Source organism: Spirosoma migulaei, from assembly GCF_054776855.1.
The window spans coordinates 19,071-44,618 of sequence record NZ_BAAHBG010000038.1 but is presented as its reverse complement, the minus strand read 5'-3'; the positions used below and the strand labels follow the sequence as shown (position 1 = coordinate 44,618).

The window sequence follows — 25,548 nt, the reverse complement described above, 5'->3', positions numbered from 1 at the left end:
GGAAACTCCAGTTGCAATCAGTACAACACAGTATTGAACGCACTAAAAGAAAACTACGGATATAGCAGATACTTCTTTCGCATGAGTTTATACGCATCCAGCGCGGGTTGCCAGCTTTGCCGAATCTTGGTCTCCGAAACACCCGCCAGTAATTGAAGCCGCAGTTGATCGGTACCCGCCAGCCGGTCGATGCCGTTGTTAGCCAGGAAAAACTTGCTCTTATCGGAAGCCCGATTGAAGAAATCAAAGAAGTAATCCAGCATTAACCCCTGTTTCTGGATAGGTGCTGCTGTCAGATCCAGGCCATAACAAAGCTGCCCTTCCAGGGGAGGATTCACGGCACCGGGTTTATCGACGGGCGTAAATGTATAAGGCCCGTACTTTGTATACGGCGAGCCAATGACCTGAAACTGTTTGTCGGTACCACGGCCAACACTCACGACGGTTCCTTCAAAGAAACAAAGGGATGGGTATAACAAAATGGCCTGCTGATTCGGTAAGTTGGGCGACGGTGGTATCGGCAAGGTATAGGGTGTTTGGTGTGTATAATTCTTGAGCGGCACCACCGTTAACGGGCAGGTTTTCGACCCAGCCAGCCACTTTTCGCCGTTAATCATCCGGGCTAATTCGCCAATGGTTAGTCCATAGACAACCGGAATTGGGTTCAGGCCTACAAACGATTTAAACTTTGTCTCCAGAACCGGACCATCCACGTAATGGCCGTTGGGGTTCGGTCGGTCGAGTACAATCATGGGTTTATTGGCTTCAGCACAGGCTTCCATCACATACTGCATGGTGCTGGTATAGGTATAGAATCGGGCACCCACATCCTGAATATCAAACACGATTACATCCAGGGAGTCCATCTGTTTCGGACTTGGTTTGTAGTCTTTGCCGTACAGCGACGTGATCATAATGCCAGTGCGCGGGTCTCGTACACTGCTGATTTTTTCGCCATCAGTCGCCTGCCCCCGGAATCCATGTTCAGGAGCAAAAATGGTTTTGATGGTAATGCCCCGTGTGAGCAAGCTGTCGACCAGATGGGAGCGCCCCACCCGCGATGTATGATTGACGACCATGCCAACCCGTTTTCCCTGTAGGGCGGGCAGATAAAGATTCATCTGGTCGGCACCCGTCTGTATAGGCTGGCTAAAGGCATTAGGTAGCAGACTGTAGATTGAAATCAGTACAATGACAAGGACCTGTTTGAGATGGTTCATAGTTGATACGTGAAGGTTCACTCGGATTTCTGAGAAATTGGTAGTCGAATCAGGAACGTTGCACCTTCGCCAGCTGTGTTTTCAAGGATAAATTCTCCCCCGTGCCCTTTCGTAATACTATCATAGCTGAGCGAAAGCCCAAGACCCGTGCCCTGCCCGGTTGGTTTGGTGGTAAAAAACGGCTGAAAAACCTTTCGTTGAATCGATTCAGGAATACCCATTCCGTTATCACTCACCCGTATTTCTACAAACTTCCCCATAGTTCGTGTGCTGACTGTAACAGTAGGCTGATACGACTCCCCCAGTTCTCTGCTCCTGCTCTCCCGTTCATTAACCGCATAGAATGCATTATTGAACAGATTGAGCAGCACCCGACCAATATCCTGCGCTACCAGGGTTACTTTAGTAACGGTCGGATCGAACTGGGTAATCAGGTGAGCATTGAAATTTTTATCCTTTGCTCGTACTCCATGATACGATAATCGAAGGTACTCGTCGGCCAATGCGTTCAGATCAGTAGGTTCTCGTTGGCCGGTGCTCACTCGGCTATGATCCAGCATAGACCGAACAATGGAGGATGCCCGGCCGCCGTGGTGGCTGATTTTTTGCAGATTTTGCTCCAGGTCATCTAATAGTTCAGCTTCCAGTTCCGCATCCCGACTGGCCTGCGCTCGCTCCTGCTTTAGCTCCTGAACCAATTCTCCGGACACATCGGCAAAGTTATTCACGAAGTTAAGCGGGTTTTGAATTTCATGAGCAATACCAGCCGTCAATTCGCCCAAGCTGGCCATTTTCTCGCGCTGAATAAGCTGTTGCTGTGTTTCCCGAAGTTCGGTTAATGACTGAGTTAGTTCGGCGGTTCGCTCGGTTACCTGCCGCTCAAGAGTTTGGTTCTGCTGGGTCAGGATGCTTTCTTTTTCCTGAGAAAGTTGAGCGACTTCCGTTAATCGATCTTCCAGATTACGATTCGTCTGTGCATACTCGCGGGCCAGAATAACCGCAAAACTGATGGGCAAGGTTAGAAAGAACAGTAAATTTGTTACTGCACCAACATATACACTGTAAGCAGGATACTGAGTTGCAACCAGCCAGCCAACCAATCCACCTACGATCAAGATAAACATCAACACCAGGATGCTGGTCAGCATAAAACGGGCGTTGAGCCGTTTAGAGCGTATAGCAGCAATACTGATCCGAATACCATCGGCAAACAGGGCTACAATTGAACTGACGGAGATAATATTAATGCCTACGGATACTGTAAATACAGACCCGATTCGTGAAATGAGCAATAGGGCGACCACAATTCCAAAAAACCACGAAACAGGCTGGCCCAGATAAACATAATACGTAACCAGCAACAATATCATAAATAGAGCAATCGATAGGCCCTGGCTCAAAAACATCCATTCGAGAACCGAAGCATTCGTCATTAGGCCCAACAATTCAATCACTATGATACAACCACCGCCTAATAGCATTGTGAGCCCAAAAAACAGATTTATCCATTGCCGTCGGTACCTGTAGTACATAAAATGGATTATCCCAAGCATGAAAAAGATACCAATAATCAGGTAGTTACCAAGTGTTTGCAGGTAAATACGGCTGATTGTCAGGGAGGCTAGTTTATCAGCCGGAAAAAGCATGGCCCCGAAGACTGACCGGTTGAAATACATGAACTTAGGCATATACCAGGGCGGACGATGCTGTGACAGTCGAACAGCCAGCACATGACGACCTGCTGATCGTACAGGCAGCATAAAGGCATCCCGGGATGTTGGACTGTAGGCTTCCTGATCCCGAAAATTTGATCCAACCTTACCCAGACGCTGAAACAGCACGCCATCTACATACAGCTCCGTGGCTCCTATCTGATTGATTACAAGTGCCAATGGAGTTTGAGCCACTGTGGAGTCCAGAGTAAACGTCAGCCGTAGCCAGCCTTGTGGCTTTTTTTGTACATCAGCTAAGCGCTGTATGCTGCGTGCTGGCCGGATGGTATCCCACCGGCTGTCGTCAAAAGTAGGACTCGCCCAGGCCGGATTATCGCCAGAATGCCAGCGCCAATCCGAGTAAAGCGTCAATCCATCATGTGGCAGGCTATCTATTCGCCTAACCGATTGGGCGTAAACCGAGAGGTTAGTTAATAGCCCTAACCCCAATATCAAATAAATAAGGGATAATTTGAACCAACAAACCGATAAACCCCCTCGTTGTGTAAGCGATACAGCCATCATTGACAAATTGCGTTCTGTAAAACTCTTACTTTTACAAACCAGAACAAAACTGGTTTACGGTTTTCAGTTTATGGTTTTCGGTGGCTGACCCGAAAGCTTCCCATACGCCAGCCCGCTGGAAACTATAAACTGAAAACAGAATACTATAAACCAATACTTATTTTGAACGTCCCTGTTTTTCTGGCCCGCAAGGTCCGCCACGCCCCCGAGGGCAGCTTTTCTGCCACTGTTACCCGAATTGGCATTGCCAGTATCGCTCTCGGCTTAGCCATTCTGATCGTAGCCTTTGCGGTGCTGTTTGGATTCAAAGACACGATTCAGCAGAAGATATTTCTGTTTGGGGCGCATTTGCAGGTGAGCAAGTTCACAAACAACGTGTCGTACGAAGAACCTGCCCTTTCCCTTCGTACGAATCTATACCGCGACAGTACCCAGCTTCCGGGTATCCGGCATATTCAGGCAATTGCCCTAAAAGCTGGTATTCTGAAAACCAGCGATGAGTTAACCGGCGTTGTGTTAAAAGGAGTAGGCAAAGATTATGACTGGAGTATGTTTCAGGGCTCGCTGGTGGCGGGTAAGGTGCCTGTTGTAGGAGCCGATACGGGATTTGGGTCAACCCAACTATTGCTAAGTCAGTACATGGCCAACCAGTTACAGGTCAAAGTAGGTCAAAGTGTGCCGCTGTACTTTCTGGGCAATCCGCCCAGGGCGCGTAAAATGACGGTGGTAGGCATCTATGAAACAGGACTGGAAGAAGTGGACAAAACCATTGCGCTGGGCGACATTCGGCTTATTCAACGACTCAACCATTGGGGACCCGATTCTGTAGGGAGCTACGAAATTTTCATTAAGGATTTTGCCAGGTTAGAGCCTACCGCCCGCAGTCTTACGAATGTGCTGGATCCCGATATGCGGCTCACCCGCGTAACTGATCAATATCGCCCATTATTCGACTGGATGCTACTTCTCGACCGTAACATGGTCATCCTGTTAAGTCTGATTGCGTTCGTTGCGTCCTTCAATATGGTATCGGTACTACTGGTGCTGATGATGGAACGAACACCCATGATCGGCCTATTGAAAGCCCTTGGTGGACCCAATGCCCTCATTCGGCGTATGTTTGTATTCGTTGGATTCGATATGGTGATTTGGGGACTGGTAATCGGCAATGCAATAGGGCTTGGCATTTGTTTCATTCAGGACAAGTTCAAACTGATTCCCCTCGATCCCAAAAACTACTTCATGAACTACGTTCCCATCGTCTGGGACTGGCCAACCATTCTGGCCCTGAACGGGGCTACTGTTTTACTGATCGCCCTCGTCTTGTGGATTCCAACGATTATTATTAATCGAATTCAACCCGTGAAGGCGCTGGCGTTTAAGAAGTAGCTGGTATCAATGATATCTGAACCTACTTGTGATAGGCAAATTTCAAAATAGATCCCTTCTTTCCGGCACCCTCGCTGGCAATAAACAAATCACCATTGGGGGCGAAACAAATACCCTCAGGCTGGCGAAATAGTTTAGGATCGAGAGATTCGGAATAGATGATTTTTGCCCTGCGGCTGGTGATCAGCAGACGTTTGCCAGCCGAGGTTAGTATGTACCACTCACCAGTTATTGGGTGAACGGCAATACCCGAAGGCTTGTAGGTTTTGGGGTCGATGCCAGCGGCTTTGAGTTGCTCATCATTCAGACTCATGTCTTTGAAAACGGCCCTGTTCAGCAAGTCGAACGAGTACACCGCTTTGTCACTCGATCTTTCGCCGTTTTTGACTGCAATCAAGAGTCGTTTGGTTTTGGGGTCGTAGCCAAGCCCTTCCACTTCCGTATTTTTAGGCAGGTCGGTTTTGGTTCGGCCAATTTTTGTCGATTCGGGCGCGAAGCGGAATAGATTCCCATTGCTTTCCAGCACATACACTTCATCATTGACGTATTCGATCCCCTCAAAATCACCGTAGCCGCCAAAGCCAAAGTCCTTCGTTACTTTACCTTTCTTTGTATCAAAAACATGCACAACGGCCTCCTCGTCCTGAACGCAAAGCAGTTTGTCTCCTTTGTAGTATGTTAACCCCGATATTTCGGTCAGTTCTTTAGGCAGGGTATAGGTTTCGGCAGCTTTACTTAACTGATAAGGCAGTTTAAACGGAGCTTCGAGCGTTCCGGCTTCGGGTTTCTCATTCTGTTTCGACGATGGCCCACAGCCTGCAAGAGTGAGCATAACGCCCAGAAAAAAACGATTCATAAAACGAAGGGGATTTCCCCTAAAAGTAGACGTTGGTGTCGGTTTATCGTGCAAACCCGACGATATTTCTTAGTTTACTATCTCTAAAATCAGTGGGACATTAATAGGGATTAGTGATTGAATGACCAGTTTTATTGTCCCTTCGTTGACTTTTTGATGTGTTCTTTTAATTTTTCGACCATATTGCAATACGAACGAATTCGACTACCAACGATCAATAATTTTTACCAATAATGCCCAATTTATCCTTTGCAAAACGAGTTCCGGGGCTTCTGTATGGCATTGTGGTCGGTCTGCTGCTGGGCGCGGCAGGTTTTGCGGGCACACTCGACAGCACTAACTTTCAATCGTATTACTTACTTGCCCAATTACTGGCACTGGGTATCGGCATACTCCATCTTTGGCTCAGCCCGCGCTTTGTTCCCGCCCTGTTCGCTTCGTTCGGCTGGGGGTTCCTGGGTACGCTCTTTGTGCTCCTGCTAGGCATTGTATTTACCCTGATTATTTACCAGCAAACAGGCTATTTAGCCGACCGTTGGCCTTTTGTAACCAGCCTGATACCGTTCCTAATTCCCTTTTTAGTGGTGCAGGCTTACCGCTACTATCGTGAAATACCACCCGCCAATTACCGGAAATGGTACTACCCCATCAATGGCGACATGCCCGATGTTGATCTGCTGGATTTATCAAAGATTTTAGTGATTCAGTTCGAGTTCCTGAAGACGCCGAATGACCCGAATTTTACAAATTTTAAGGCGAAAGCGCCCGTTGCCATGAACCTGGGGGATCTGTTTCTGGTGTTTATCAATGACTACAACGAACGCACACCAGCCAGCCCAATTCACTACGCCGACCCATCCGGCCGCCCCTTCGGCTGGGTATTCACCAAAAAATCGGCCTGGTGGCAGCGCCCCGTTTATCTGGACCCAGCACTCGATTTCAATCAAAACAGTTTAGCCGACAACGCTACCATTGTTGCCATGCGGGCGGAGTAAAGCCAATAGTAAATCCGCACAATAACAGGGAGATGATCGCTATTTTGAATTGATCAGATCAAATCCGCAAAGATGTATTGCTCATCATACGGCACCTCAAATTTCCTCAAAAAGTTGAGATACTCTTCCCGAAACGTCTGTTTTCGGTGGTGTTTAGCCTGATTTTGGATATACCTGTACACATTGTCAATATGTGAGCGGCTGTAGGAAAATACCCCATAGCCTCCCTGCCATTCAAAGCGCGAAGGCGTCAAATCGGTTTCATTTATCCACTTTGACGATTTGGCTTTGACAGCCTTCATCAACTCCGAAATGGATACAGTTGGCTTCAGGCCGATAAAGCAATGAACATGGTCAGCAACGCCATTAACGATAATCGATTGGCAGCCGGTTTCATTGATTAAATTACCAATCACGGCAAAGAGGTCGTTCTGCCAGGCAGTATCAATAATGACCGCCCGGTACTTGACTGCAAAAACAGACTGAATATAAACTTGATGATAGGTATTTGCCATAATTTGTATCGGTCATCCCTTGTTTGGTTAGGCTATCGGTTATGTCCCACTACTGACGTAGTGGGTTACAATATCGATCATCCCTACGGGATTTTCAAATTCCACTAATCCCGTAGGGATGGCCGATACTGTAACCCATCACTTCAGTGGTGGTATGACCGATGCTGCTATGGCAAACCTTAGTTCAACATAATCACGCCCCCTTTCACTTCCACCATGGCATCACCTTTGAGCGAGGTTTGTGCGCCCTGGAGCGAGAGTTGACCGTTCGCTTTGACTTCGGCGGTAGCGTCGGCTTCGGCTTTGATTTGGGCACCTTTAAGTTCGACGCTGGCTGTTCCTTCGATTTTTACGCCGTTAGTGGCTTTTAGCTCAATGTTATTTTGAGCTTCGAGTTTGATATCATTCGTAGCGTTCACCTCAATATCTTTCCCCGAAATTTTAATATCACCCTGAGTTTCAATGGTAATCTGGCCATTGTCGGCGAAGGATAACAGAACACGTGTATCGGATTTATTGACGTTGGTCAGTTCTATTTTTTGCTCGCCGTCTTTATCGTATAGGCTAATCTTGTTGCCACCTCTGGTCTGTATAGCCTTCTGAACATTATCGCGCTGGGTATAATCGACACTGTTATTTTTCGGGTATAGGCTGGTCATGATGAAGGGGTATTCGGCCAGGTTTGACTCATAACCGATCATGACCTGTGCATCCACTTCAGGAATAAACAGCATGCCCTCACCATCGCCCGTGTAGGGATGCCCCACCCGTAGCCAGTCGGATTCCTTATCGTTGCCAGGCCACATAAATTCAACTTTCACACGGCCTAGCTTTTCTGGGTCTTCATTATCAACAACTCGGGCCAGTTCAGGTTTGCCAGTAGGTAGTTTAAATGATGGGTTGGGTGGCGGGTAAGTCACCGAATCAGGCACGGCCCGGAACGTATTGGAGTAATTTCCACTGCTATCCAGCGAATGGGATACGTGGGTAACCCGGTAACTTCCGAAGTTTTCTTCTGACGTACCCCGTTCGGTAATGCGAGAGCCTTTTACGGAGATGACCGTCCCAACCGACACATCCGGATTTTCACCAAATCCCTGAAAATCAACGAGACGACTGGCTTCCATTGCCTTTTGTGTCTTGGCAATTTCATCCAGTTCGCTCTGGCCATACACGAGCTTGGGTAAGGGCAATTGTGACTCCTGGCTGAACATTTTCTCCGATTCATCCAGCGTAAAATCGCCCCACTGGCCCAGCCCACTCACCTGCTGGTTGTCCGAGTGGCTTTCATAGGTCTCATCGGCCATGTAATCGTAGCGACTATAGAGAAATTTGGCAGGCATAACCCGAAGGCTCATGGCAAAAGTTTGCATGCCATCTACTTTAAAGTCAACCTTATGGTCATCGGGTTTGCCGAATACCAGTTGCTGACCATCGTAGAAACACCATTCGCCATATTCGGCAGCCAGCCGCGCCAGAAACTCGAAGTTCGTCTCGTCGTATTGGACTACGTATTTTAAGGATTCAGACGACTTGGCATCAACTGACCGCTTGAGTAAGTTATTGGGATAGGGATTTAGTACCTGATTGACTATATCACCCAAACTATATTGCAGAAACGTTCGGCGTAGTTTACTGTCTTCCAGCAGGATAGTAAGTCCATACCCTTTGAGCAGGAACACATTCGACATGTCGCTGGTATTTTTCAGCGCCAGCTCAGTTACAATGCCTTTAAACTTAAAGTCAAAGGAGCCTTCTTCGAGTAGTGGATCAAACGAGAACTGAATGGTTTTGCCAACAACGTTTCGGTGTGACTCATGAAAAAACAATTCATTGGCGTCTTCCAGATCTTCAAATGGCACCGACAGTTCAAACGTATGGTGGCCGAATAAGTCCTGCTCGATAGACAAGCCTGAAACATTTTTCAGTTCTTTGCCTCCTTCAAGCTCTACGTGTGTTACGACCTGCTTGGCCATTGATTAAGTATTTTGATGGTCAATACCATCGAGTTTGATCTTCGGAGCTGAAAGCCTTAACAAAATACAGTTGCTGGTACGCGTGCGTTCGGCAAATCGTACCAACGCTCTCCGATTGATTATTGCTCGCTTATCATTCTCATTCTCCGTCGTTACATCTAATTTAAAGTAATCCTCCATAGCGGCTAAAACACTATCGGTACTGATATCGTGGGACGACATAAATTCAAAGTACTGCGTAGCGTAGGCTTCCTGAAATTCCAGCTTTTGCAAAGATGATTTCTGATCAATCCGATCAAAGACAATCTCACCGTCTTTTTTAACAGTCGGTCCCGTAACCCAGTCGCCTAGCAAGTCATCATCCGTACCGTCTAGAATCAAAATAATAGTGCCCCCCCGCACACCAGAGGTGGCCTTACCCCGCTTATAATTTTGCACCATCAGGTGCGTACATTGCAACACATTGAATTTTTTACCATCAACGGTTAAGGTAGCCTGAAATGACATCTGGTCCAGGGGTTAAAATAGGGCTTAAACATGTAGCGTAGCTTTATTTATCGTGACCTCCCCGCCTGTGATATTAATGATGGTGTTGAGGTAGTCAACGTCAGCAAAAAACTCATCAAAGTAATTGACACAGATGGCTTTTTTAAATTCGATTTCTTTAAATGTACCCGGGTCATCAATACTGTTTAGAATCACCTTGCCATCTTTTTGCATATTCGGATCAATCATCCAGCTTTTAATCGTGCTGTCGTCCATAGCATCTAAACTGACTACCAGGCTCCAATCGGGTCTGGATGCAGGTATACCCCGCTTATCCTCATCACGGGTTATCTGTAGCATCATCCAATGGATAGTAAAGGCGGTGCCATCCACATTCAGGGTTCCTTCAAAAGTCATGATTTGAATAAGAGTAATCGTGAAATCATATTTTTACGACAGAGCAGATGGCCCGGTTGGACCATCTGCCCAGGTGTTACCCGAGCCATTTGTTATCATGCTCAACATCACGTATTCTAAGTTTCTCGCTGGACATTGTCACAAATAGGCAGTAAGGGGTACCCGTACGCTTCTGGAAATCCCTAAGCATATTTCGCTGACTGTTAAAATAGGTCACATCAGGGTCTTTCGCATCGTTTAATACGTTCATTGCCTGTTCAAATGTGGTACTGCTTACGTCTTCTATCGATCCAATCTGATTAAATGTATTTCCCAGCGGGTCTTCGGCATGGAAACTTTCCAGAACAGAGGTGACGAACCCTTTCTCGAATGCATATTCAATAAACTTAGCATCCTGATCCGACTGATACGTAGTTATTTTACCACTTTCCATCCGGGTATTGTCGGCCAGCCACTCAAAGAAGAAGTCACTTTCTGCCGTGAGAACCATATAAAAATCGCCTAGATAAACACCTGATGCCGGCTTTCCCTGAGCGTTGTATTTCTGCTTGAGGCTTAACGAAAATTCGAGTACGGTAAATTCTTCACCGGAAACGTTTAAGGTGGCTTTGTTTGCCATAGCTAGAAGTTTTTTATTAAGCGTCGTATTTTAGAGATGCATTCCCATTGGTAATCTCATCGCCTACAATGAGTAAGGTAGTCGACATAAACCCGGCATCGGAAATAAATTTTTCCGTCATCGAATAACACATAGCTTGCTTCAGTGTCCACGTTTTCAGAACACTATCGTCATCAGCATTATAGTAGGTAATCTTGGCTTCCTTGTGCCCGTTTTTATCGATCATCCAACCGGTTATGGTGCTATCCTCAGTAACATCTATGACTGCAACCACTATCCAGGCACTTTTTGAAGAAGGGCGCCCCCTTGCGTCCCGCTTTCTATTACTATAAAAATGTAATCGGTTCAAAGGGTGCGTTACCCCCTCAACTTCGAGTTCTGCTTTAAATGAAGGCATATGTATAACGTTTAGAGATAGTAAAATCTGAGCTAGTGACTACCAGCAATCTATTCCTGGTCGTAGTCCGCTTTCCACTCAGCCGAATCGGGATCGTCACCTTTCTGCCCGTCGAGCTTAAGCAGGAACGTTTTGGCCGGGAAATACGGCACCATGTGGATGTCGAGCAGAATACGGTCTTTCTGTTTAGGGTCGCGCTCAAACCGTAGCAACTTGAACTTCTCGATGAGCTTACCAGGCCCCGTTACACTATCCAGAAACTTAATGATCTGTTTCTGGATGTCCATACGCGTATTGGTATTGAAATTTTCGAATGCCCGACGGTTCAGGAAATCAATCAGCACCTTGGTGATATAGTCGAAAACGCGCACGACGGAATAGGTCTGTAAACCAACATTGTCGCCGTTGAAGAGCGTTTTGGCCGAAAAGGGCATCACCTTACCATACTCATTCACCATAGGGATCAGGCCCATTTTCTCCAGCGCCGAGATTTCGCTTTTTTTCAGCGGAAATCGCACGCCATCAGCTTCGTTCAACGCCCCGTGCTTTCGCCCAGCCGACACCTGCGACATAACCGTGGCATAGAGCTTTCCGGCTAAGGCACCTGCTCCGGGTACGTAGAGATCTTCTTCCTCGCCAACATCCTGATGTTTCCCCCGTCCGGCAAGCCAGTTACAGGTCATCATTACGTTAGAGAGGTAGGCATCTCCGCCCGTCAGATCGGCCGATTCAAAAAGATCGATAACATCATCGGGCGCATCCAGATGTTGAAAGTCGGTTACCAGCATAACCTTGTTCTTATGCGCAATCTGCGCCCACTTATCCACGACTTTTTTCGAGCCCAGATAGCCGGGCAATACCAGCAGGGAGTAGCTGTCGCGTAAATCAAGCCGGTCAAACGTCCGGGCAAATTCTTCAGCCACTGCATCAATAAAGGTTGTATTGTCGAGGTCGGTGAGTTGCTCCGGCTCGGCATTCATGATGTTGACGTTTTTGGCTTTATCCTGATCGGTATTGGCGTAAAAACTCGCCACCGATCGATAGGACTGCTCCAGACCACGGTTGGCCTCAAACGCCCGACGCAGATTTTCATTCAACAGCGTCTGAGCCGCTTCAGCTTTACTCTGTGCCGTTTCGGCCAGTTCGGCCACGGTATCGGCGCTACTTAATAGATCAAGCATCAGATGCAGTCGCTTGGCCAAATCGGCACGCTCCTGCTTCTTGGCCTCTTCAGTCAGAAAGATTTTTTTGCGGGCTTTTTTCTCAGGGTTCAAATTCTGTACGCCATCCAGAGTAGTTTCCAGAATGGAAAAGCCTCCGTATTTAGCTAGTTTGGTACAGCTCTCATCGAGTGACAGGGTCGATACTGCTGTCTTTTCGCCTAGTTTTACTGGTTTATCCTGTGCTTCCATGTAGTTTTTTAGGGTTTCAGGTTCAAAGTTTGACGTTCGAAGTTGGTTGACGCACGATGATACTCGTAGCAGCTAACTTCAAACTGCGAACGACAAACGTCAAACTAATTATTGGGCTTCTTCCAGTTCACGAATCATGGCCTGAATGGCCGCCATATAGGCCGCTTTGCCATCGGGATTTTCGAGCATTGCTTTCAGGATTTTGTTCGACTTGAGTTGGCGGACGTATTTCTGAAAATCCTCAAACGTCATGTTCAGTTGTTGTAAATATTCACTCTGGGCAATGATCCCTTTCTTGCCAAAATCAGCCAGTGAGTTAAATCGCAGGGTTTCGCTAATGGTGCTGCCTTCTTCGGTATCAAATTCAACTTCCTGTTCCGGCTTGAAATGGGCGAATACCTCACCTACTGTTTTTAGACCTTCTACCACTTCCGGACGGAACGAGGGGTCGGCAGTCAGTTTCTCAATCAAGAGGGTTTTGTTCTGGGGAATGTCAACGATACTCTCGCTAACGTTGAGCTTGCGCTCCTGTCCACCAATTCCGTAGTCAAACATAGTTTACGCAGTTAGGTAAAAAATTAGAAATCAATTCATCCACCAATCATAACCGTTGGGCAGCCAGCCACTATACTGCCGCCATGCGCAGTCATATCGCCCATTCGGGCGGCTGGTTTGCCGCCAATGAGAACTGTAGCCGAGCCTTTTACAATTACATCGGGTGGACCTACGCAGGTACACATATCGCCCATAACTGCGGCCGGTTGGCCACCGATGAGCACTGTTGGCATACCCGGCCCCATGATTGGCCCACCTACGTGTGGAATAGGAACTACGGCGGGTGTTTGCATAGGACAAACATGCATGTCCATTAAGCGAGCGGCTGGTTGTGGCATAGTCTGTTAGTTGTCAAGTGTTGTTAAAAGTTGTTAGCCTAGTCAGCGTAAGAGCTTCAACTAGCCTGATAATACCGGATTCATTTCTGGCACTTGTGATAAGGGTGTTTCCTCATGCGTTATGGCCCATTGTAAGTCGTCTCCCTGAAGCCCGACCTGAATGGCCGATCCTTTGGTTACCTCGCCCGCAATGATCATCCTCGAAATAGGTCGCCGAAGCTGGTTTCGAATGACACCCTTTAGTTGCCGGGCACCGTACTGAGGAGTGAAGCCCGACAAGGCCAGGTGCCTACGAGCTTCAGTCGTCAAGTCGAGCGTAATTCCCTGCTTGGTGAGCTGATCAGTCAGTCCACGCAGATGCAGACTGAAAATCCGAATCGCATTCTCTTCGGAGATTGGTGCAAAGGGTACAATCTCGGTCAGGCGGGCCAGAAACTCGGGCCGAAAATTCCGACTCATCGACTCCATTAATTCGTTGGTCGTCGGAATCTGCCCCTCACCGAAACGCTGGATAACTAACTGACTACCGATGTTTGATGTAAACAGAACAACAGCGTCGGAGAAGTCGCCTTCTTTTCCAAGACGGTCGTGTAAGCGGCCCTCATCAAGAATTTGGAGGAAGATATCGAATACCGATGGATGCGCCTTTTCGATCTCATCGAACAGCACCACCGAGTACGGTTTTTCCCGGATTTTATTCACCAGCAAACCACCTTCTTCGTAGCCAACATAGCCCGGAGGAGCACCATAAAGCAGAGCCGCCGAATGCTCTTCCTTGAACTCCGACATATCGAACCGAATCAGAAACGACTCGTCGTTGAACAGGAAATCGGCCAGCGACTTTGCCAGTTCGGTTTTTCCGGTGCCGGTTGGCCCCAGTAGGAAGAACGAACCAATGGGCTGACCCGCTTTCGTCAGCCCAGAGCGAGCTTCCAGAATGGCATCGGCTACAGCTTTTACGGCATGATCCTGACCAATCACCCGCTTTTTCAGTACCTCATCCATCGCCAGCAGTTTATCACGCTCCTGGCTCTGGATTTTGCCAAGCGGAATACCCGTTTTGTGAGAAATCACAGCCGCCACGTCGTGTCGATCGACACTCGTTTTGGCCGTAGCCATCATCTCCGTCAGGCGACCCAGAGTTTGTCGGATATGGTCGGATAAGGTTGAAGCCGTTTCAAACGGATCAGTTACAGCTTCCTCATCGGTTGCGGCATCCGCTGTCAGATTCGCCAGTAAGATCGGGCTGATTTTATTTTCCAGTTCCTGATGCAGATAGCGTAGGTCGCGCAGGGAATCTGTCCCTTCACTATTGACGATCAAGGCATCGAGCTGTTCCGTCAGTTGAGCCACTTCGGCAGGTGTTCGTTCGCTGATCATCCGTACTGCCGAGAGCGTACGGTCGAGCAGGTCAACGGCGGCATCGGGCAACCGCCGATTGCGGCTATATCGCTTGGCCAGGGTTACCGCTTCAGCCACGGCATCGGTGCCTACACTGAGCTGGTGGTGTTTTTCGTAGAAAGGCACCAATCGTTGAATCATCCGAATGGCGGTCTCCACGTTCGGTTCCTCCACACGCAGTACATCAAAGCGACGACTGAAAGCCTCATCCGTTTCAATGTATTTTCGGTATTCATCGAGGGTTGTGGCACCAATAACCGTCAGATTTCCCTTGGCTAGTTCGGGTTTGAGGAGGTTAGCCACGCCCGTTCCCAGCGGCCCCCGGCTATCCAGCAGTTGGTGAATTTCATCGATAAAGAGAATGATCTTCGTATCCTGTTTCAGTTCTTTCAGGATGCTTTTCAGCCGGTCCTCTACCTCCCCTTTGTAGGAAGCTCCTGCTACCAGCGCACCCAGATCAAGTTCGAGCAACCGGGCATTTTGCAGGTGATTGGGTACTTGTCCTGCCACTATATTTAAGGCAAAACCATCGGCAAGAGCTGTTTTGCCAACCCCAGGTTCGCCTACCAGAATAACGTTGGGTTTTGTTCGCCGACCTAAGGTTTCCGTCATCATACGTACTTCCCGGTCACGGCCAATAATTGGATCTAACCGGCCTTCGGCAGCCATGGCTGTTTTATCCACGCAATAGCGAAGGAGCGCTTGCCCCGGTGTTGCCGATGCTGATGAACTGGATTTCTGTTGACCAGTCTCTTTACTATCGGACGCTACGGCAGTTTGTACATCGGCATCCGCCAAAGCCGCCTGCATCAGTTCGGCCTGTGTGATGGGCAAGCTGCGTAGCTGCTCAGCCGTAAACGCTACACCGGGTTTCAACAGAGCAGCCAGCACACAAACGGGATCTGTCTGCGCTTTACCCAATTGCATGGCTACCAGATCGGCCAGTTCCATAGCGGTTTTCACCTGCTCATCGCCCGGTGGATTAGGGGATAATCGGCTCGATTTCGGACTGGCCTCCAGCCTTACCTCCGCCCACTCGCGTAGGTAAGGCACATCCTGCCCAATAACCGCCAGCCACGAAGCCATTCCGACCTCATTATGCAACAGACCCATGAGCAAATGCGCCGGAGCGAATAGTTCGTTCTGGTACTCTTTTGAGAGGGCCTGGGCAATCTGTATGGCCCGTTTTACGCTTTCCGTGTACGCCATCAGAATAAGGGATTTAGTGCTTTGTCATTGATGGTTATTCGGTTGTCATTGATTGTCATTAATAGTTATTCGGTAGTCAATTTTGGGTTGCATTGATTTTTACAAGGAATGACAACCAATGGCCATTAATGACAATCAATGACACTATTTTAGTCAGAGCCTAACCGGCGCAGTTTATCATTGATTGCCGTAATACGTTGCTTGGCGTCGGGACGGGTATTTTTCTCGAGTGTTTCCATCGCAAACTCATAAAGCGGTCGTCGCCAGAGGGGTGGACGGTTGGTGGCATCAGCTTTTTTCTCGCAACGGTCTACAATGTCCATTTCAACATCTGCCCGGGAAACACCAGCCGATACCGGAGCGGGTGCCGGAATCGTAGCCCCAGCTGCTTTTAGTTGCGCCGTCAGTTCATTAATCCGATTTTGGGCGGCTACCATTTTACCCGTGCATTCCTGAAACTGTGCCAGGTAGTTGGGCCCTCCTCCACCCGACGGAGCAGGCGCAGCTGCGGCTGGTGCGGCTGTTTTAGCTGCCAGAATTTTCAGCATTTCATTTTCCTGGCGAGCCTGGGTGAGCGCTGCCGTTAGTTTATCGACCTGGCTTGCGTCGATGCCCTTTTTCTCGAGCAGGTCGCGCAGATAGGTGATGCTATTACGATAGGTCAATACGGCATCGTATGCGCCAATGATGCCATATGACAGTTGTTTGTTAAGAGGCTGCAATTGTGCCGTGTCGGCTTTAAGCCCATTCACTTGCTGCTGAAGACCACTTTCCAGACCTGAGAGCTGGTTTTTTATGCTTCCCTTTTCTATATCCGTTGCTTTCAGGTAAGCCTGATCGGTGGTTTGAATGGTTTTAAGATCCGCGCTTACCCCATCCATCCGTTTCATCAGCTTTTGGGTTTGTTCGGTCAGGGTTTCGTTAAGCCGGGCATTTTCCTGCTTTAATACGTAGTTTGGTGCGCTGAACAGCAGGTAGACTGCCAACAAAGGCACACTCAGCGAAAGACAATAAACGCCCAAAAATCGACTGAAAGCCTGCTGCCGTTCGGGTTTGTTAAGCGGTTCCATAGGTTAGTGGAGGAGATTAGTAAGTATCGATCAATGCTACCTTATTTTCCGACAGGTACGGACGACCTCTTAGTAAGCGGTGCCTAACTCTTATTCAATGGCCCTATCCTAGTGGACTCCAGCGCGAACGGGGTTTTTCGGGCGGGGTTTCCTTTACCTCATGCTCGATGATAAATACGTTTTGCCCCTTGCGCTTGCCAATGAAATCCAACTGAGCCAGTTTGTAAAAAACGTTCGTTAGTGTACGGTAAAATGTGTCTACTGCCGTGAGCAAGGTTGTTAATTCGGTATGCTCATAGGGCAGTTGAAGGGTGGCATTTAGTTGTGCTTCCAGCGCCCCCGGTGTCAGATCGGCCCACTCACTGATGTAGCTAATGAACTCTTCCCGTTCACGGCCGCTCAGCATGGTCATGACCACTCGTACCGCCTGAATGGGTCGCAGTAAGGTTTCGGCCATTTGAACCGGCGGCTCATAGGGAATAATCCAGCTATAGCGGGTACTGATGTCGCCCAGAATGAAGGCTACCCGTTCGGCCATTAGTAAGGTGCTGGTTTGTAGTGCATTTTTGGTATCCCGCTCCTTGGTACGCTGCAAAATTTTATAGGCATTGGTTTCCAGCGATTCAAGGTGTTTCCCAAACTGCTGATGCCATTGTTGAAGTCGGGGCAGGCTATACACCGATGTGCAGGCAGGTAGGTAATCGATATCCTGCTGCACTTCGCCATTGCCGTACCGAACCCGCCCAACAATCAGTTGGTAGTTGAGTTCGTCAGGACGTACCTGCGTCGATGGTACCACATCCAGCCGATAATCAGGTCGGGTGTGGGGATGACGTGGGGGCGTTTCCGTCAGAATAGGTTCGCCGGTTGGGATGCGATTGAACGGATTGACCGTCAGAACCACGTCGAAGGTTTGTGGTTTTCCCGTTTGCAGGCCGTATGTTTCAGCCAACGATGCAAAGGAGGTTGTACAGGTGAGTGAATCGGCGGGGCTATAGTAATCAATGCGGCCACCGTGTGGGCTTATAGCCCGACAACTCCGCAATTGCACCCGAATCTGCTGGTTAAAATCGCACTGAATCTGCATATCAAGCGCATTCTCGGCAGGCAGGATTCCATATCTAAATCGGGATAAACCCAGGGCGTTGCTGTCGCGCAACTGGTCATGCATAAAATTTTCCCATTCGGTAAAATGCCGACGGGCGATCTTCATGCCATCGACCCAGTTGACAGGTGGGTAAGTAAGTTCAGGTACAGTCATACTAGAGAGGGTTTATTGAATGAATAATGTTTCATACTGAAGCTATTCATTCTTTATTATTCATTCTACATTATTCATTATTCATTCTATACATACGTTGTAAAATCCAATCGACCAATCGACTCATCGCTGGCAAATAAAAACGAATCCTTTAGTTGCGATGTATCCAGTTCAATGCGCCAGTCAGTATCTAACGGCACAAGATAACCTGCCAGCCACTCAAGTAGCCGTCGACCATTCTGACCAGGCAAGTAACTGGTCACCTGGTCAGAATGGTCGATGTGTATCGTTATGCGTACTATAGGTTCTTCGCTATGTAGCCAGCCATTAAACACCGAATCGGTACCCAGCTCCCACTGACCCAATGCTGGTGTATCGGTCTGTAAAAAAACCATACCTGGCGAATCGACCTGCAGGCTTACCCGCTCCTCGACTAGTTGCTCGAAACAAGCCTTCATGGCGATCAGGTCTCCTGCCAGTTGGGATACTATGGGCAATAGGTACAGCAGCCGTTTTGTCTGGGTGGGTGTCAGGAAATCAGGTAAATTCCAGAACCAACCCAGCGGGTTATCGGTCAAAGACGCATCAGCATCGGATAAGAACGCTTGCTGTCCCTGCTCTATCCGAACACGTTGCCGAAAAAACTCCTGTTCGATGGGTAGAAAAAACCGCCGGGCCGCCTGCTCACGCTGACGCTGTATGGCCATTTCGCGCAGTACGCTTTCTTTCGTCGATGATGCGTCGTTTGCTGTTGGTTGATGAAAAACTCCCTCCGGCAACAGGTCATAAAGACCAGTCCGGTTCAGGTCAATCTGTAACCACCGTTTCGACTGATGCTGGGCTTCAATCCACTCAGTCCGGCTAATGTCTCGACCAAATGCCCGGTTAAAGGCACCAACCGGATTAATGATCACGTCGTCGAGCGAAACACCGTCGTCGAGCATCTCTGCCAATACAACCTCTGCCCGCAGGTCAACCGGCAGGTGATTCAGACGTTCGGCGTAGTCGGCTGAGGGCTCCATGTTATGGCTTATTTTTATGGGTTACTGTTTTTGTAAGGTATCCAATTACCACCTGATACGGTAAGGCCGAAACCGATTGTGACTCCAGTCTATTCTGTATTAGTTTAACCTGCTGTTCCCAGTCTGCTGGTGAGTACGTACTTCTTGCCGACGGTTCCAGACTCACTTTGATACACCGCTGAAACCCGTTTGTGGGCTGTGGGTCTATCCGAAAAGCCCGCTCCACCCGAACCGACTGAAGGTGATGCCCTAGCTCGGCCTGACACACAACCCGTACATCCTCCAGCGTAACAATACGATTCCGGGTCAACAGGGCCCGTTTGTACTGCGTAATTTTTTCAGACTCCTTTAGCCGTTCGCGCCCACCAATGGTAGTTGTCATAAGAAAACCGGACTCCTTACGAATCGAACTATCCGCATAAGGACTTAGTCGGCTCCCAACCGGCACCCTATTAGCCGCTTCCCCATCGCACGTCCAGTACTCAATAAATACGGTATCACCGGGCTGTTTCGGTTTGATAATCAGGTAAGGGATGGAATCTCGTTTACGCGTTTTCTGATCTACTTTTGCTTCCAGTCGGGCCAGTGCCTGATTTAATTCCCGAATGACCGATGTTAGAAAATCTTCTCCCAGGGCGGCAAAGGAGGCACTTTCATCCCGCAATAAATCCTGCAAATTGGTCAGCGACTGGCGGGCATCCCGGTCGTCAAATCGGCTGACTCCATACTGCACAGTATAAGTATCAGCCGCTAAGTCCGACAGGTTTCCGAGTGGAATGGATGTTAACTGGCGATTCTGATTGGTGCGGACGTCCCGCATCGCCAAAAAGCATCGGTCAGTTTCCAGCGGAATGATATTGAGATTTTGCTGAAGCCGATAGGTAATCCGGTGAAGCCGTCGATTAACGACCGGAAAACAGTTCAGCCCTACAATCATTCCAGCCAGGGCCTGCACACTTACTGTATGGGGCAATCGTAGCTCGATCCACCAAAGCGGCTCACGAAGAGCCCGTAACTCCCGTTCAGGAAACCATTGCCCGATTGGTGTCGGATACGCCTGCTGTTGCATACCAGCTGATTTAAATGCAGGAGCCGTTTCAACTGTTACAAAATGACGCTCAAATGTCGATACTGCCTGTTTCTCAACCTTGAACATGCTATTGAACTCATTTTCAAAAAGAAAATCCGACGTTTTTGGCACCGTTCGGCTGGAAAATCCTTCACGGACCCGAAGTTCCTGACCGGACAACCACCACGAACCACCTCTAAGGGCAGGCTGATACGTAACCCGATCCGTTTCCGACGCCCAATCAATAAAGAACGATACCCCTTCCAGCGAGGTGATTCCCTCGGCCAGCTCTAGTCCCAGCCAAAGGGATTGGTACGGCAAAATTGCGGGTGCGCCCTGGCGTTGAGCGACGGGGGTTTTCTGCGTAGGTTCGTCTACCCGGTATACTGTTTCGGTGGTAGCCACGTATCGGATAGCCCCATCGACAATTGGATAGGCTTCGACAGGAGAGAAAAAAGCTTCCAGCGCATTGGTTGAATCCGTGCGCGATACTCCTGCCCGTTTGAAACATAATTGCGTTGTTGTTGCTACAGTGGCCCTGGGTTCAACCGATCGAACCTGCGCGATACCAAAGGCCGGCCTGGCTACATCTGGCTCCGGGTGGAGAAGCTGCGCCAGACGGTCCAGCAGCCGGGTTTGGGTATTGCCAATGGCCACCGATACCCGCTCAAACTCAACCGAACAGGCCTCGATCAACAGCGCCACCAACGGGTCGAAACTATCCAGGTCGGTTTCTGCGTAGCCCCACAATTCAGCCGCCCGGCGTAGCATCCTGGCCTTCACGCGCTCACGGGCAAAGCCTTCAGAAACAAGATCCGTCATATGGGTTTGAGGTTTACAGTTTTTGGTTTACGGTGGGCTGACCCATTCGTGAACCAAAAACTATACTTATTATTCAGTAGAAAGTGGAGCCAGAAACAAGCTACGTTGAAACGAAAACTGTTCATTTGTACGTACCAACAATCCGTCGATCCAGACACTAAGTCGCCGTTTTACCCGTCGGTTGGTTCGATCGAGTTGAATTTCCTGATCCGTCAGATCAACACGCACCCGCACTTGCGTAAGTCGTTTTTCATGCTCAAGCACGGAGGCCTCTATCGACTGGCGTATATCTTCCTTCCATCGGCTGTTCGACAGATTGGAGAAATCTTCATCCCACAAACTACAGCCAAACGATTCATCGAACCTCGATTCGTTAAAGTGCGAGGTCAGCATCAGGTAGAGATTTTGGGCAATGGATTGTGGTAATGAGCACGTTGGGTGCGGCTTGTGCGCGACTATTTCATCCAGGCGCAGCGGCAAAGCGTAATAGGGCTGTGGCATACCATACTTCGTTAAAACCGGAATAATAAGCCCACCCCTACCCCCACACTGTTCATAGCAACATTGTAAATAGCTGACTGATAGGGGGAATTATTTGTGTAGTCGCCTTCACTCTTATACTGGGTAACGGTAGTCGTTGTGGTCACTTTCCCGCTACTGGTACTAACGTTCGTATTTGTTACCTCTTTCGGCTGGAACGATTGGTTATAGGCAACTACCTCCGCAAACCCACGCAGGCTTTGACTTAGGCGGAACTGAATGCCTAAAGCAGCCTGATAGCCAATGGACAGCGAGTTTTTGGTAAAATCACTGGTGTATACATTAGCAGTGCTTACGCCCACATTAGGCTTGTTCAGGCTAGTCTGCACCGTTTTATAATCAAGCACGATACCACCAACAATGCCCAGCCTATTGTAGATATAATACGAGGGCCGTGATAAGGCTTTGAAGGTAATATTGGGCGTTATCGATAGTACTCTGAACGTTGTTGTGGTTGTGCTCGTGTATAGATAATTGCTTCCCTGGTAGATATTATCGGTAGTAAGCGTAGGCCCAAACAGCATATCGGCATCTATGCCAATGTTTATAAAATCGCTGACGATTGTGCCAATACCGATGCCTGCCCGAGGACCCGCCCCTAATCCTTTAGCGCTCGTTTTAAACGAGGTAACGGCCCCCGTCGAACTTGATGAGGTACTGGAATTCACTTGCGACCCTGGCGTCAGTAATCCATAAAATCCATAAATCTTTATGTAGAATGGTGATTCAACAGCGGCTTTCGTTCTGAGAGGAGCTTTCTTAGTCGCCCCTGGCTCAGTTGACGTAGTGATGGTATTTAAAGCAATTGCGGGCTGTGCTTGTGCAGTTGTAATACTCGCGGCCAGCAGAAAAAATAGAGTTAGGTAGCGATGAGTAGTCATTTGATTTATTAGTTATCGAGGATATAACAACATACAAGTAACGGCACCGGCAACCCGACAACTATCAGTTGCTTGAGTTCCGTAAACGACAAAGTAAAACGTTAAACAAACGGCGTCATAGCGTATAACTACGCTACTCAACGGGCATAAATCCGGGTTTTCACCACAGGCTTATGTTTAAACGGAGATAAGTTCGGCAGGTGGGCTTCCCGTTAACTAAATCAGGCGGGATCAGCATCAAATAAAAAGACAAATTACTGATTTACAAGAGCAAAGGGACGCTTTTAACCGTATGTATCTCGTCCTCGTAAGACGCATATACATCTAATTTTACTTTCAAACTATAAACTGTAAACAAGCATGATTTTCGTAGGTCTTTGCAACCGTTTACATACTGGCTCGTCAATTGACTTTCTTATTCAATTAACTTTAGCTAATCGGTACTCTTACATTGGCTCTTATCCATGCTTAAACAATTTTTTACGTCTATTGGCCGTATTTATAATTTCCTGCTATCACTGATTGTCGCCGGTATTTTGGGTGTTGTCACCTGGTTTTGCTGGGGACTTTATCAGGATTCGCGACTCCAAAGTCAATTTGTGAGAGAAGGTAAATTAATTTCCGTAACGGTTGATGAGGCTAATCAGAAGCAACGTTCCTGGCGAGATATACTAAGCAACTCCACCTACCTTACGTTTTCCTATCAGGGTAAAACCTATACCACCCGATTTGTTATGGATGGCAAGTTTGTGGGGTCCGGCGATCGGGTTCAATTACTCTATCATCCCGGCTATGACAGGTTTCGCCAACCGGATAGTGAAGTTAAGTTTGATCAATCGAAACGAAAATCACGGTTGATTGACTGGACTAGTGTTCGTGATTTCAGCAACGAAAACAAGCTGTTACTCCTGTGCATCGTGCTCACAACCGCGGCCTTTTTTATGATCACGGGCGTTATTGTCACGCTTATTCCGGTGACCTTTCTACAGAATATAGCCCGGTTCATTCTCGTAACGGAGTTATTCGTTGCCTCCGTTTTCTTTACCTACGATACCTGGAGGTATTATCAATATTATCAGCACATCAAAACAAGCGGGCAAGAGATTACGGTTAAGGTGCTGGAAACAGATCGGCGCGCAAAGTACCGAAATTCAAAATCTAGCAGCTGGCGTGAGTATGTCTATCAAGCAACCATCCGGCACCAGCAACAGGAGCGGGTAATTCCAATTAGTGAAGATGATTATGACCACCTTAAGCCTAATGACTCCTTAAAAGCGTATTACGATGAATCAGTCAATGACTTTATGTCGGTCAATTATTCACTGGACTACGAGCAGGTTTTGGTGCCTTTATTTTTCTGGCTCATCTCATTTATACTGATACGCCCCTTCTTCGTGCGCAAGAAGTAGGGGTTTAAACACAGAGCCACAGAGAGCACAGAGTAAAAGATTATTGCTCTGTGTTCTCTGTGGCTCTGTGTTTAAACCCCTTTGTTATGATACTAGTTTTCCTTCGTTAATATCGGCCTGAATTGGGGACTCGATTCGCTCAATTTTACCGACAAGGAAAATATACGAGCAGGCACCAATAAATTCGATTGTACCAATGAAGACCAGAGCAGGCTTAAAACTCCCGCCCTGTATCAGATAACCAATCCCAATTGGCACAACAATAGATGCCAGGTTGCCCATAAAATTGAATACACCACTCGTTAAGCCAATCAGATGTTTAGGAGAGAGAGTCGATACAAATATCCAGGAAATGAGGGCCATGCCGATCCCGAAAAAGGCGAATGACAGGAAAAAGATGACCAAAGTATTATTGTCCGTGTAATTAGCGCCAACAATACTTAACGATAAAATAAACCCAATAATAATGGGTGCTTTTCGGGCCAGGCTTACCGATTTCCCCTGACTGATTAGCCAATCGGATAGGAAGCCGGATAGTAATAAACCTGCACAGGCCGCCAGAAATGGTATTGACCCCAGATAGCCCGATTTGATAAAGCTTAAATGTCGATATTCCACCAAATAGGTTGGAAACCAGGTCAGAAAAAACCAGAGCGTAGCGTTGACACAAAACTGCCCGATATAAACACCCCATAGTGTCCGGCTCGAAAAAATCAGTTTTATATTGGACCATTGCCAGATAGTGGCCTGGCCCTTGGTTTGATCTTTAGCTCTGAACAAACCTCCTCCCTCTTCAATATAATCCAGTTCAGCTTTATTTACATTCGTGCTATCGAGCGGGTCCCGATAGAACAGGTACCAGATAATTCCCCAAACCAGCCCAAGCAGACCTGTACCGATAAACAATCCTCTCCAGCCTGCATACACCTGAACCATAGCCAAAATTGGACTCAGAAAAGCCAGGCCAATAAACTGCCCGGACACATACATGGCAATGGCCGACGCTCGCTCATTATTGGGGAACCATTGAGTGACTACCCGGTTATTGATGGGATACGAAGGCGCTTCCAGCGTGCCGGTGGCCAGCCGAAGAAAGAACAGACTGGCAATGCCTCGAACAAGTACATGGGCTAGTGTTACAATCGACCAGGTAATCAAACAGAACGCATACAAAATACGAGGCCCAAACCGATCGGCAATTAATCCGCCGGGAATCTGCAAAGCCGCATACGCCCAGCCAAAAGCGGATAGAATATAGCCCATCTCTATTTTTGACAGGTTCAGATCCTTACCCAGGGCCGACGCAGCAACCCCAATATTGGTGCGGTCCAGATAACTAATCGCTACGTTAACGAATACGAGTGCCAGCATTCCGTATCGTACCCGGGTTGCTTTAGCTTTGCCGCTTAACTGTTCCATTTTTTTGGTTTAGGGGGTTTAGGTATTCGGTTT

The 25,548-nt window shown here is 48.1% G+C and carries 23 protein-coding genes; 3 read left to right on the top strand and 20 right to left on the bottom strand.

Annotated features, from left to right (window positions below; genetic code table 11):
* Nucleotides 1-53: 53 nt before the first annotated feature.
* Both ACYVGO_RS33865 and ACYVGO_RS33860 read right to left on the bottom strand, forming a co-directional pair.
* Entirely contained in the window at nt 54-1,220 is a 1,167-nt protein-coding gene (locus tag ACYVGO_RS33865) for an exo-beta-N-acetylmuramidase NamZ family protein (protein WP_460973143.1), read from the bottom strand.
* A gap of 17 nt (nt 1,221-1,237) precedes the next feature.
* Complete coding sequence (locus ACYVGO_RS33860) at nt 1,238-3,457, bottom strand: ATP-binding protein (protein ID WP_460973142.1); 2,220 nt, start codon at nt 3,455-3,457, stop codon at nt 1,238-1,240.
* Between the two features lie 162 nt (nt 3,458-3,619).
* Here ACYVGO_RS33860 and ACYVGO_RS33855 point away from each other — a divergent pair, with 162 nt between their 5' ends.
* Complete coding sequence (locus tag ACYVGO_RS33855; protein ID WP_142773694.1) at nt 3,620-4,846, top strand: ABC transporter permease; 1,227 nt, start codon at nt 3,620-3,622, stop codon at nt 4,844-4,846.
* A gap of 22 nt (nt 4,847-4,868) precedes the next feature.
* Here ACYVGO_RS33855 and ACYVGO_RS33850 read toward each other — a convergent pair whose 3' ends face one another.
* Nucleotides 4,869-5,702 carry an SdiA-regulated domain-containing protein gene (locus tag ACYVGO_RS33850; RefSeq protein WP_460973141.1) on the bottom strand — a complete coding sequence of 278 codons (834 nt, stop codon included), beginning with the start codon at nt 5,700-5,702 and terminating at the stop codon, nt 4,869-4,871.
* 233 nt (nt 5,703-5,935) lie between these two features.
* On the opposite strand from ACYVGO_RS33850, the gene ACYVGO_RS33845 reads away from it, so the two are divergent.
* Nucleotides 5,936-6,697, top strand: a complete 762-nt coding sequence (locus ACYVGO_RS33845) for a TssN family type VI secretion system protein (RefSeq protein WP_142773696.1) — start codon at nt 5,936-5,938, stop codon at nt 6,695-6,697.
* A gap of 53 nt (nt 6,698-6,750) precedes the next feature.
* Here the strand turns inward: ACYVGO_RS33845 and tnpA are convergent, their stop codons facing one another.
* From tnpA to ACYVGO_RS33765, 16 genes are all read right to left on the bottom strand, one after another.
* Entirely contained in the window at nt 6,751-7,212 is a 462-nt protein-coding gene (gene tnpA, locus ACYVGO_RS33840; RefSeq protein ID WP_460973140.1) for an IS200/IS605 family transposase, read from the bottom strand.
* A 179-nt stretch (nt 7,213-7,391) separates the two neighbouring features.
* Nucleotides 7,392-9,188, bottom strand: a complete 1,797-nt coding sequence (locus tag ACYVGO_RS33835) for a type VI secretion system Vgr family protein (RefSeq protein WP_460973139.1) — start codon at nt 9,186-9,188, stop codon at nt 7,392-7,394.
* A 3-nt stretch (nt 9,189-9,191) separates the two neighbouring features.
* Nucleotides 9,192-9,695 (bottom strand): type VI secretion system tube protein TssD, encoded by a 504-nt coding sequence (gene tssD, locus ACYVGO_RS33830; protein WP_460973138.1) that lies wholly within the window; start codon nt 9,693-9,695, stop codon nt 9,192-9,194.
* 24 nt (nt 9,696-9,719) lie between these two features.
* A complete protein-coding gene (gene tssD, locus ACYVGO_RS33825) occupies nt 9,720-10,091 on the bottom strand; it encodes a type VI secretion system tube protein TssD (RefSeq protein WP_460973137.1) in 372 nt (123 codons plus the stop codon).
* A 76-nt stretch (nt 10,092-10,167) separates the two neighbouring features.
* A complete protein-coding gene (gene tssD, locus ACYVGO_RS33820) occupies nt 10,168-10,710 on the bottom strand; it encodes a type VI secretion system tube protein TssD (protein WP_460973136.1) in 543 nt (180 codons plus the stop codon).
* 16 nt (nt 10,711-10,726) lie between these two features.
* On the bottom strand, nt 10,727-11,107 hold the full coding sequence (gene tssD / locus ACYVGO_RS33815) for a type VI secretion system tube protein TssD (protein WP_460973135.1): 381 nt from the start codon (nt 11,105-11,107) through the stop codon (nt 10,727-10,729).
* Between the two features lie 50 nt (nt 11,108-11,157).
* Nucleotides 11,158-12,519: a DUF5458 family protein gene (locus tag ACYVGO_RS33810; protein WP_460973134.1), complete on the bottom strand. Its 1,362-nt coding sequence runs from the start codon at nt 12,517-12,519 to the stop codon at nt 11,158-11,160.
* A gap of 108 nt (nt 12,520-12,627) precedes the next feature.
* Nucleotides 12,628-13,074 carry a hypothetical protein gene (locus ACYVGO_RS33805; protein WP_142773707.1) on the bottom strand — a complete coding sequence of 149 codons (447 nt, stop codon included), beginning with the start codon at nt 13,072-13,074 and terminating at the stop codon, nt 12,628-12,630.
* A gap of 35 nt (nt 13,075-13,109) precedes the next feature.
* On the bottom strand, nt 13,110-13,412 hold the full coding sequence (locus ACYVGO_RS33800; protein WP_142773708.1) for a PAAR domain-containing protein: 303 nt from the start codon (nt 13,410-13,412) through the stop codon (nt 13,110-13,112).
* Nucleotides 13,413-13,472: 60 nt separating this feature from the next.
* Nucleotides 13,473-16,022, bottom strand: coding sequence for an ATP-dependent Clp protease ATP-binding subunit (locus ACYVGO_RS33795; RefSeq protein WP_460973133.1), 2,550 nt, complete (start codon nt 16,020-16,022; stop codon nt 13,473-13,475).
* Between the two features lie 149 nt (nt 16,023-16,171).
* On the bottom strand, nt 16,172-17,092 hold the full coding sequence (locus ACYVGO_RS33790) for a hypothetical protein (protein WP_460973132.1): 921 nt from the start codon (nt 17,090-17,092) through the stop codon (nt 16,172-16,174).
* Between the two features lie 103 nt (nt 17,093-17,195).
* Entirely contained in the window at nt 17,196-18,353 is a 1,158-nt protein-coding gene (locus ACYVGO_RS33785; RefSeq protein WP_460973131.1) for a hypothetical protein, read from the bottom strand.
* Between the two features lie 86 nt (nt 18,354-18,439).
* Nucleotides 18,440-19,375: a hypothetical protein gene (locus tag ACYVGO_RS33780; RefSeq protein WP_460973130.1), complete on the bottom strand. Its 936-nt coding sequence runs from the start codon at nt 19,373-19,375 to the stop codon at nt 18,440-18,442.
* A gap of 1 nt (nt 19,376) precedes the next feature.
* On the bottom strand, nt 19,377-21,266 hold the full coding sequence (locus ACYVGO_RS33775) for a hypothetical protein (protein WP_460973129.1): 1,890 nt from the start codon (nt 21,264-21,266) through the stop codon (nt 19,377-19,379).
* A gap of 69 nt (nt 21,267-21,335) precedes the next feature.
* Nucleotides 21,336-21,767: a GPW/gp25 family protein gene (locus tag ACYVGO_RS33770; RefSeq protein WP_460973128.1), complete on the bottom strand. Its 432-nt coding sequence runs from the start codon at nt 21,765-21,767 to the stop codon at nt 21,336-21,338.
* 11 nt (nt 21,768-21,778) lie between these two features.
* On the bottom strand, nt 21,779-22,687 hold the full coding sequence (locus ACYVGO_RS33765; RefSeq protein WP_142773715.1) for a hypothetical protein: 909 nt from the start codon (nt 22,685-22,687) through the stop codon (nt 21,779-21,781).
* Between the two features lie 464 nt (nt 22,688-23,151).
* On the opposite strand from ACYVGO_RS33765, the gene ACYVGO_RS33760 reads away from it, so the two are divergent.
* A complete protein-coding gene (locus tag ACYVGO_RS33760) occupies nt 23,152-24,096 on the top strand; it encodes a hypothetical protein (RefSeq protein ID WP_460973127.1) in 945 nt (314 codons plus the stop codon).
* An 84-nt stretch (nt 24,097-24,180) separates the two neighbouring features.
* Here the strand turns inward: ACYVGO_RS33760 and ACYVGO_RS33755 are convergent, their stop codons facing one another.
* Nucleotides 24,181-25,515, bottom strand: coding sequence for an MFS transporter (locus tag ACYVGO_RS33755; protein WP_460973126.1), 1,335 nt, complete (start codon nt 25,513-25,515; stop codon nt 24,181-24,183).
* Nucleotides 25,516-25,548 lie beyond the last annotated feature (33 nt).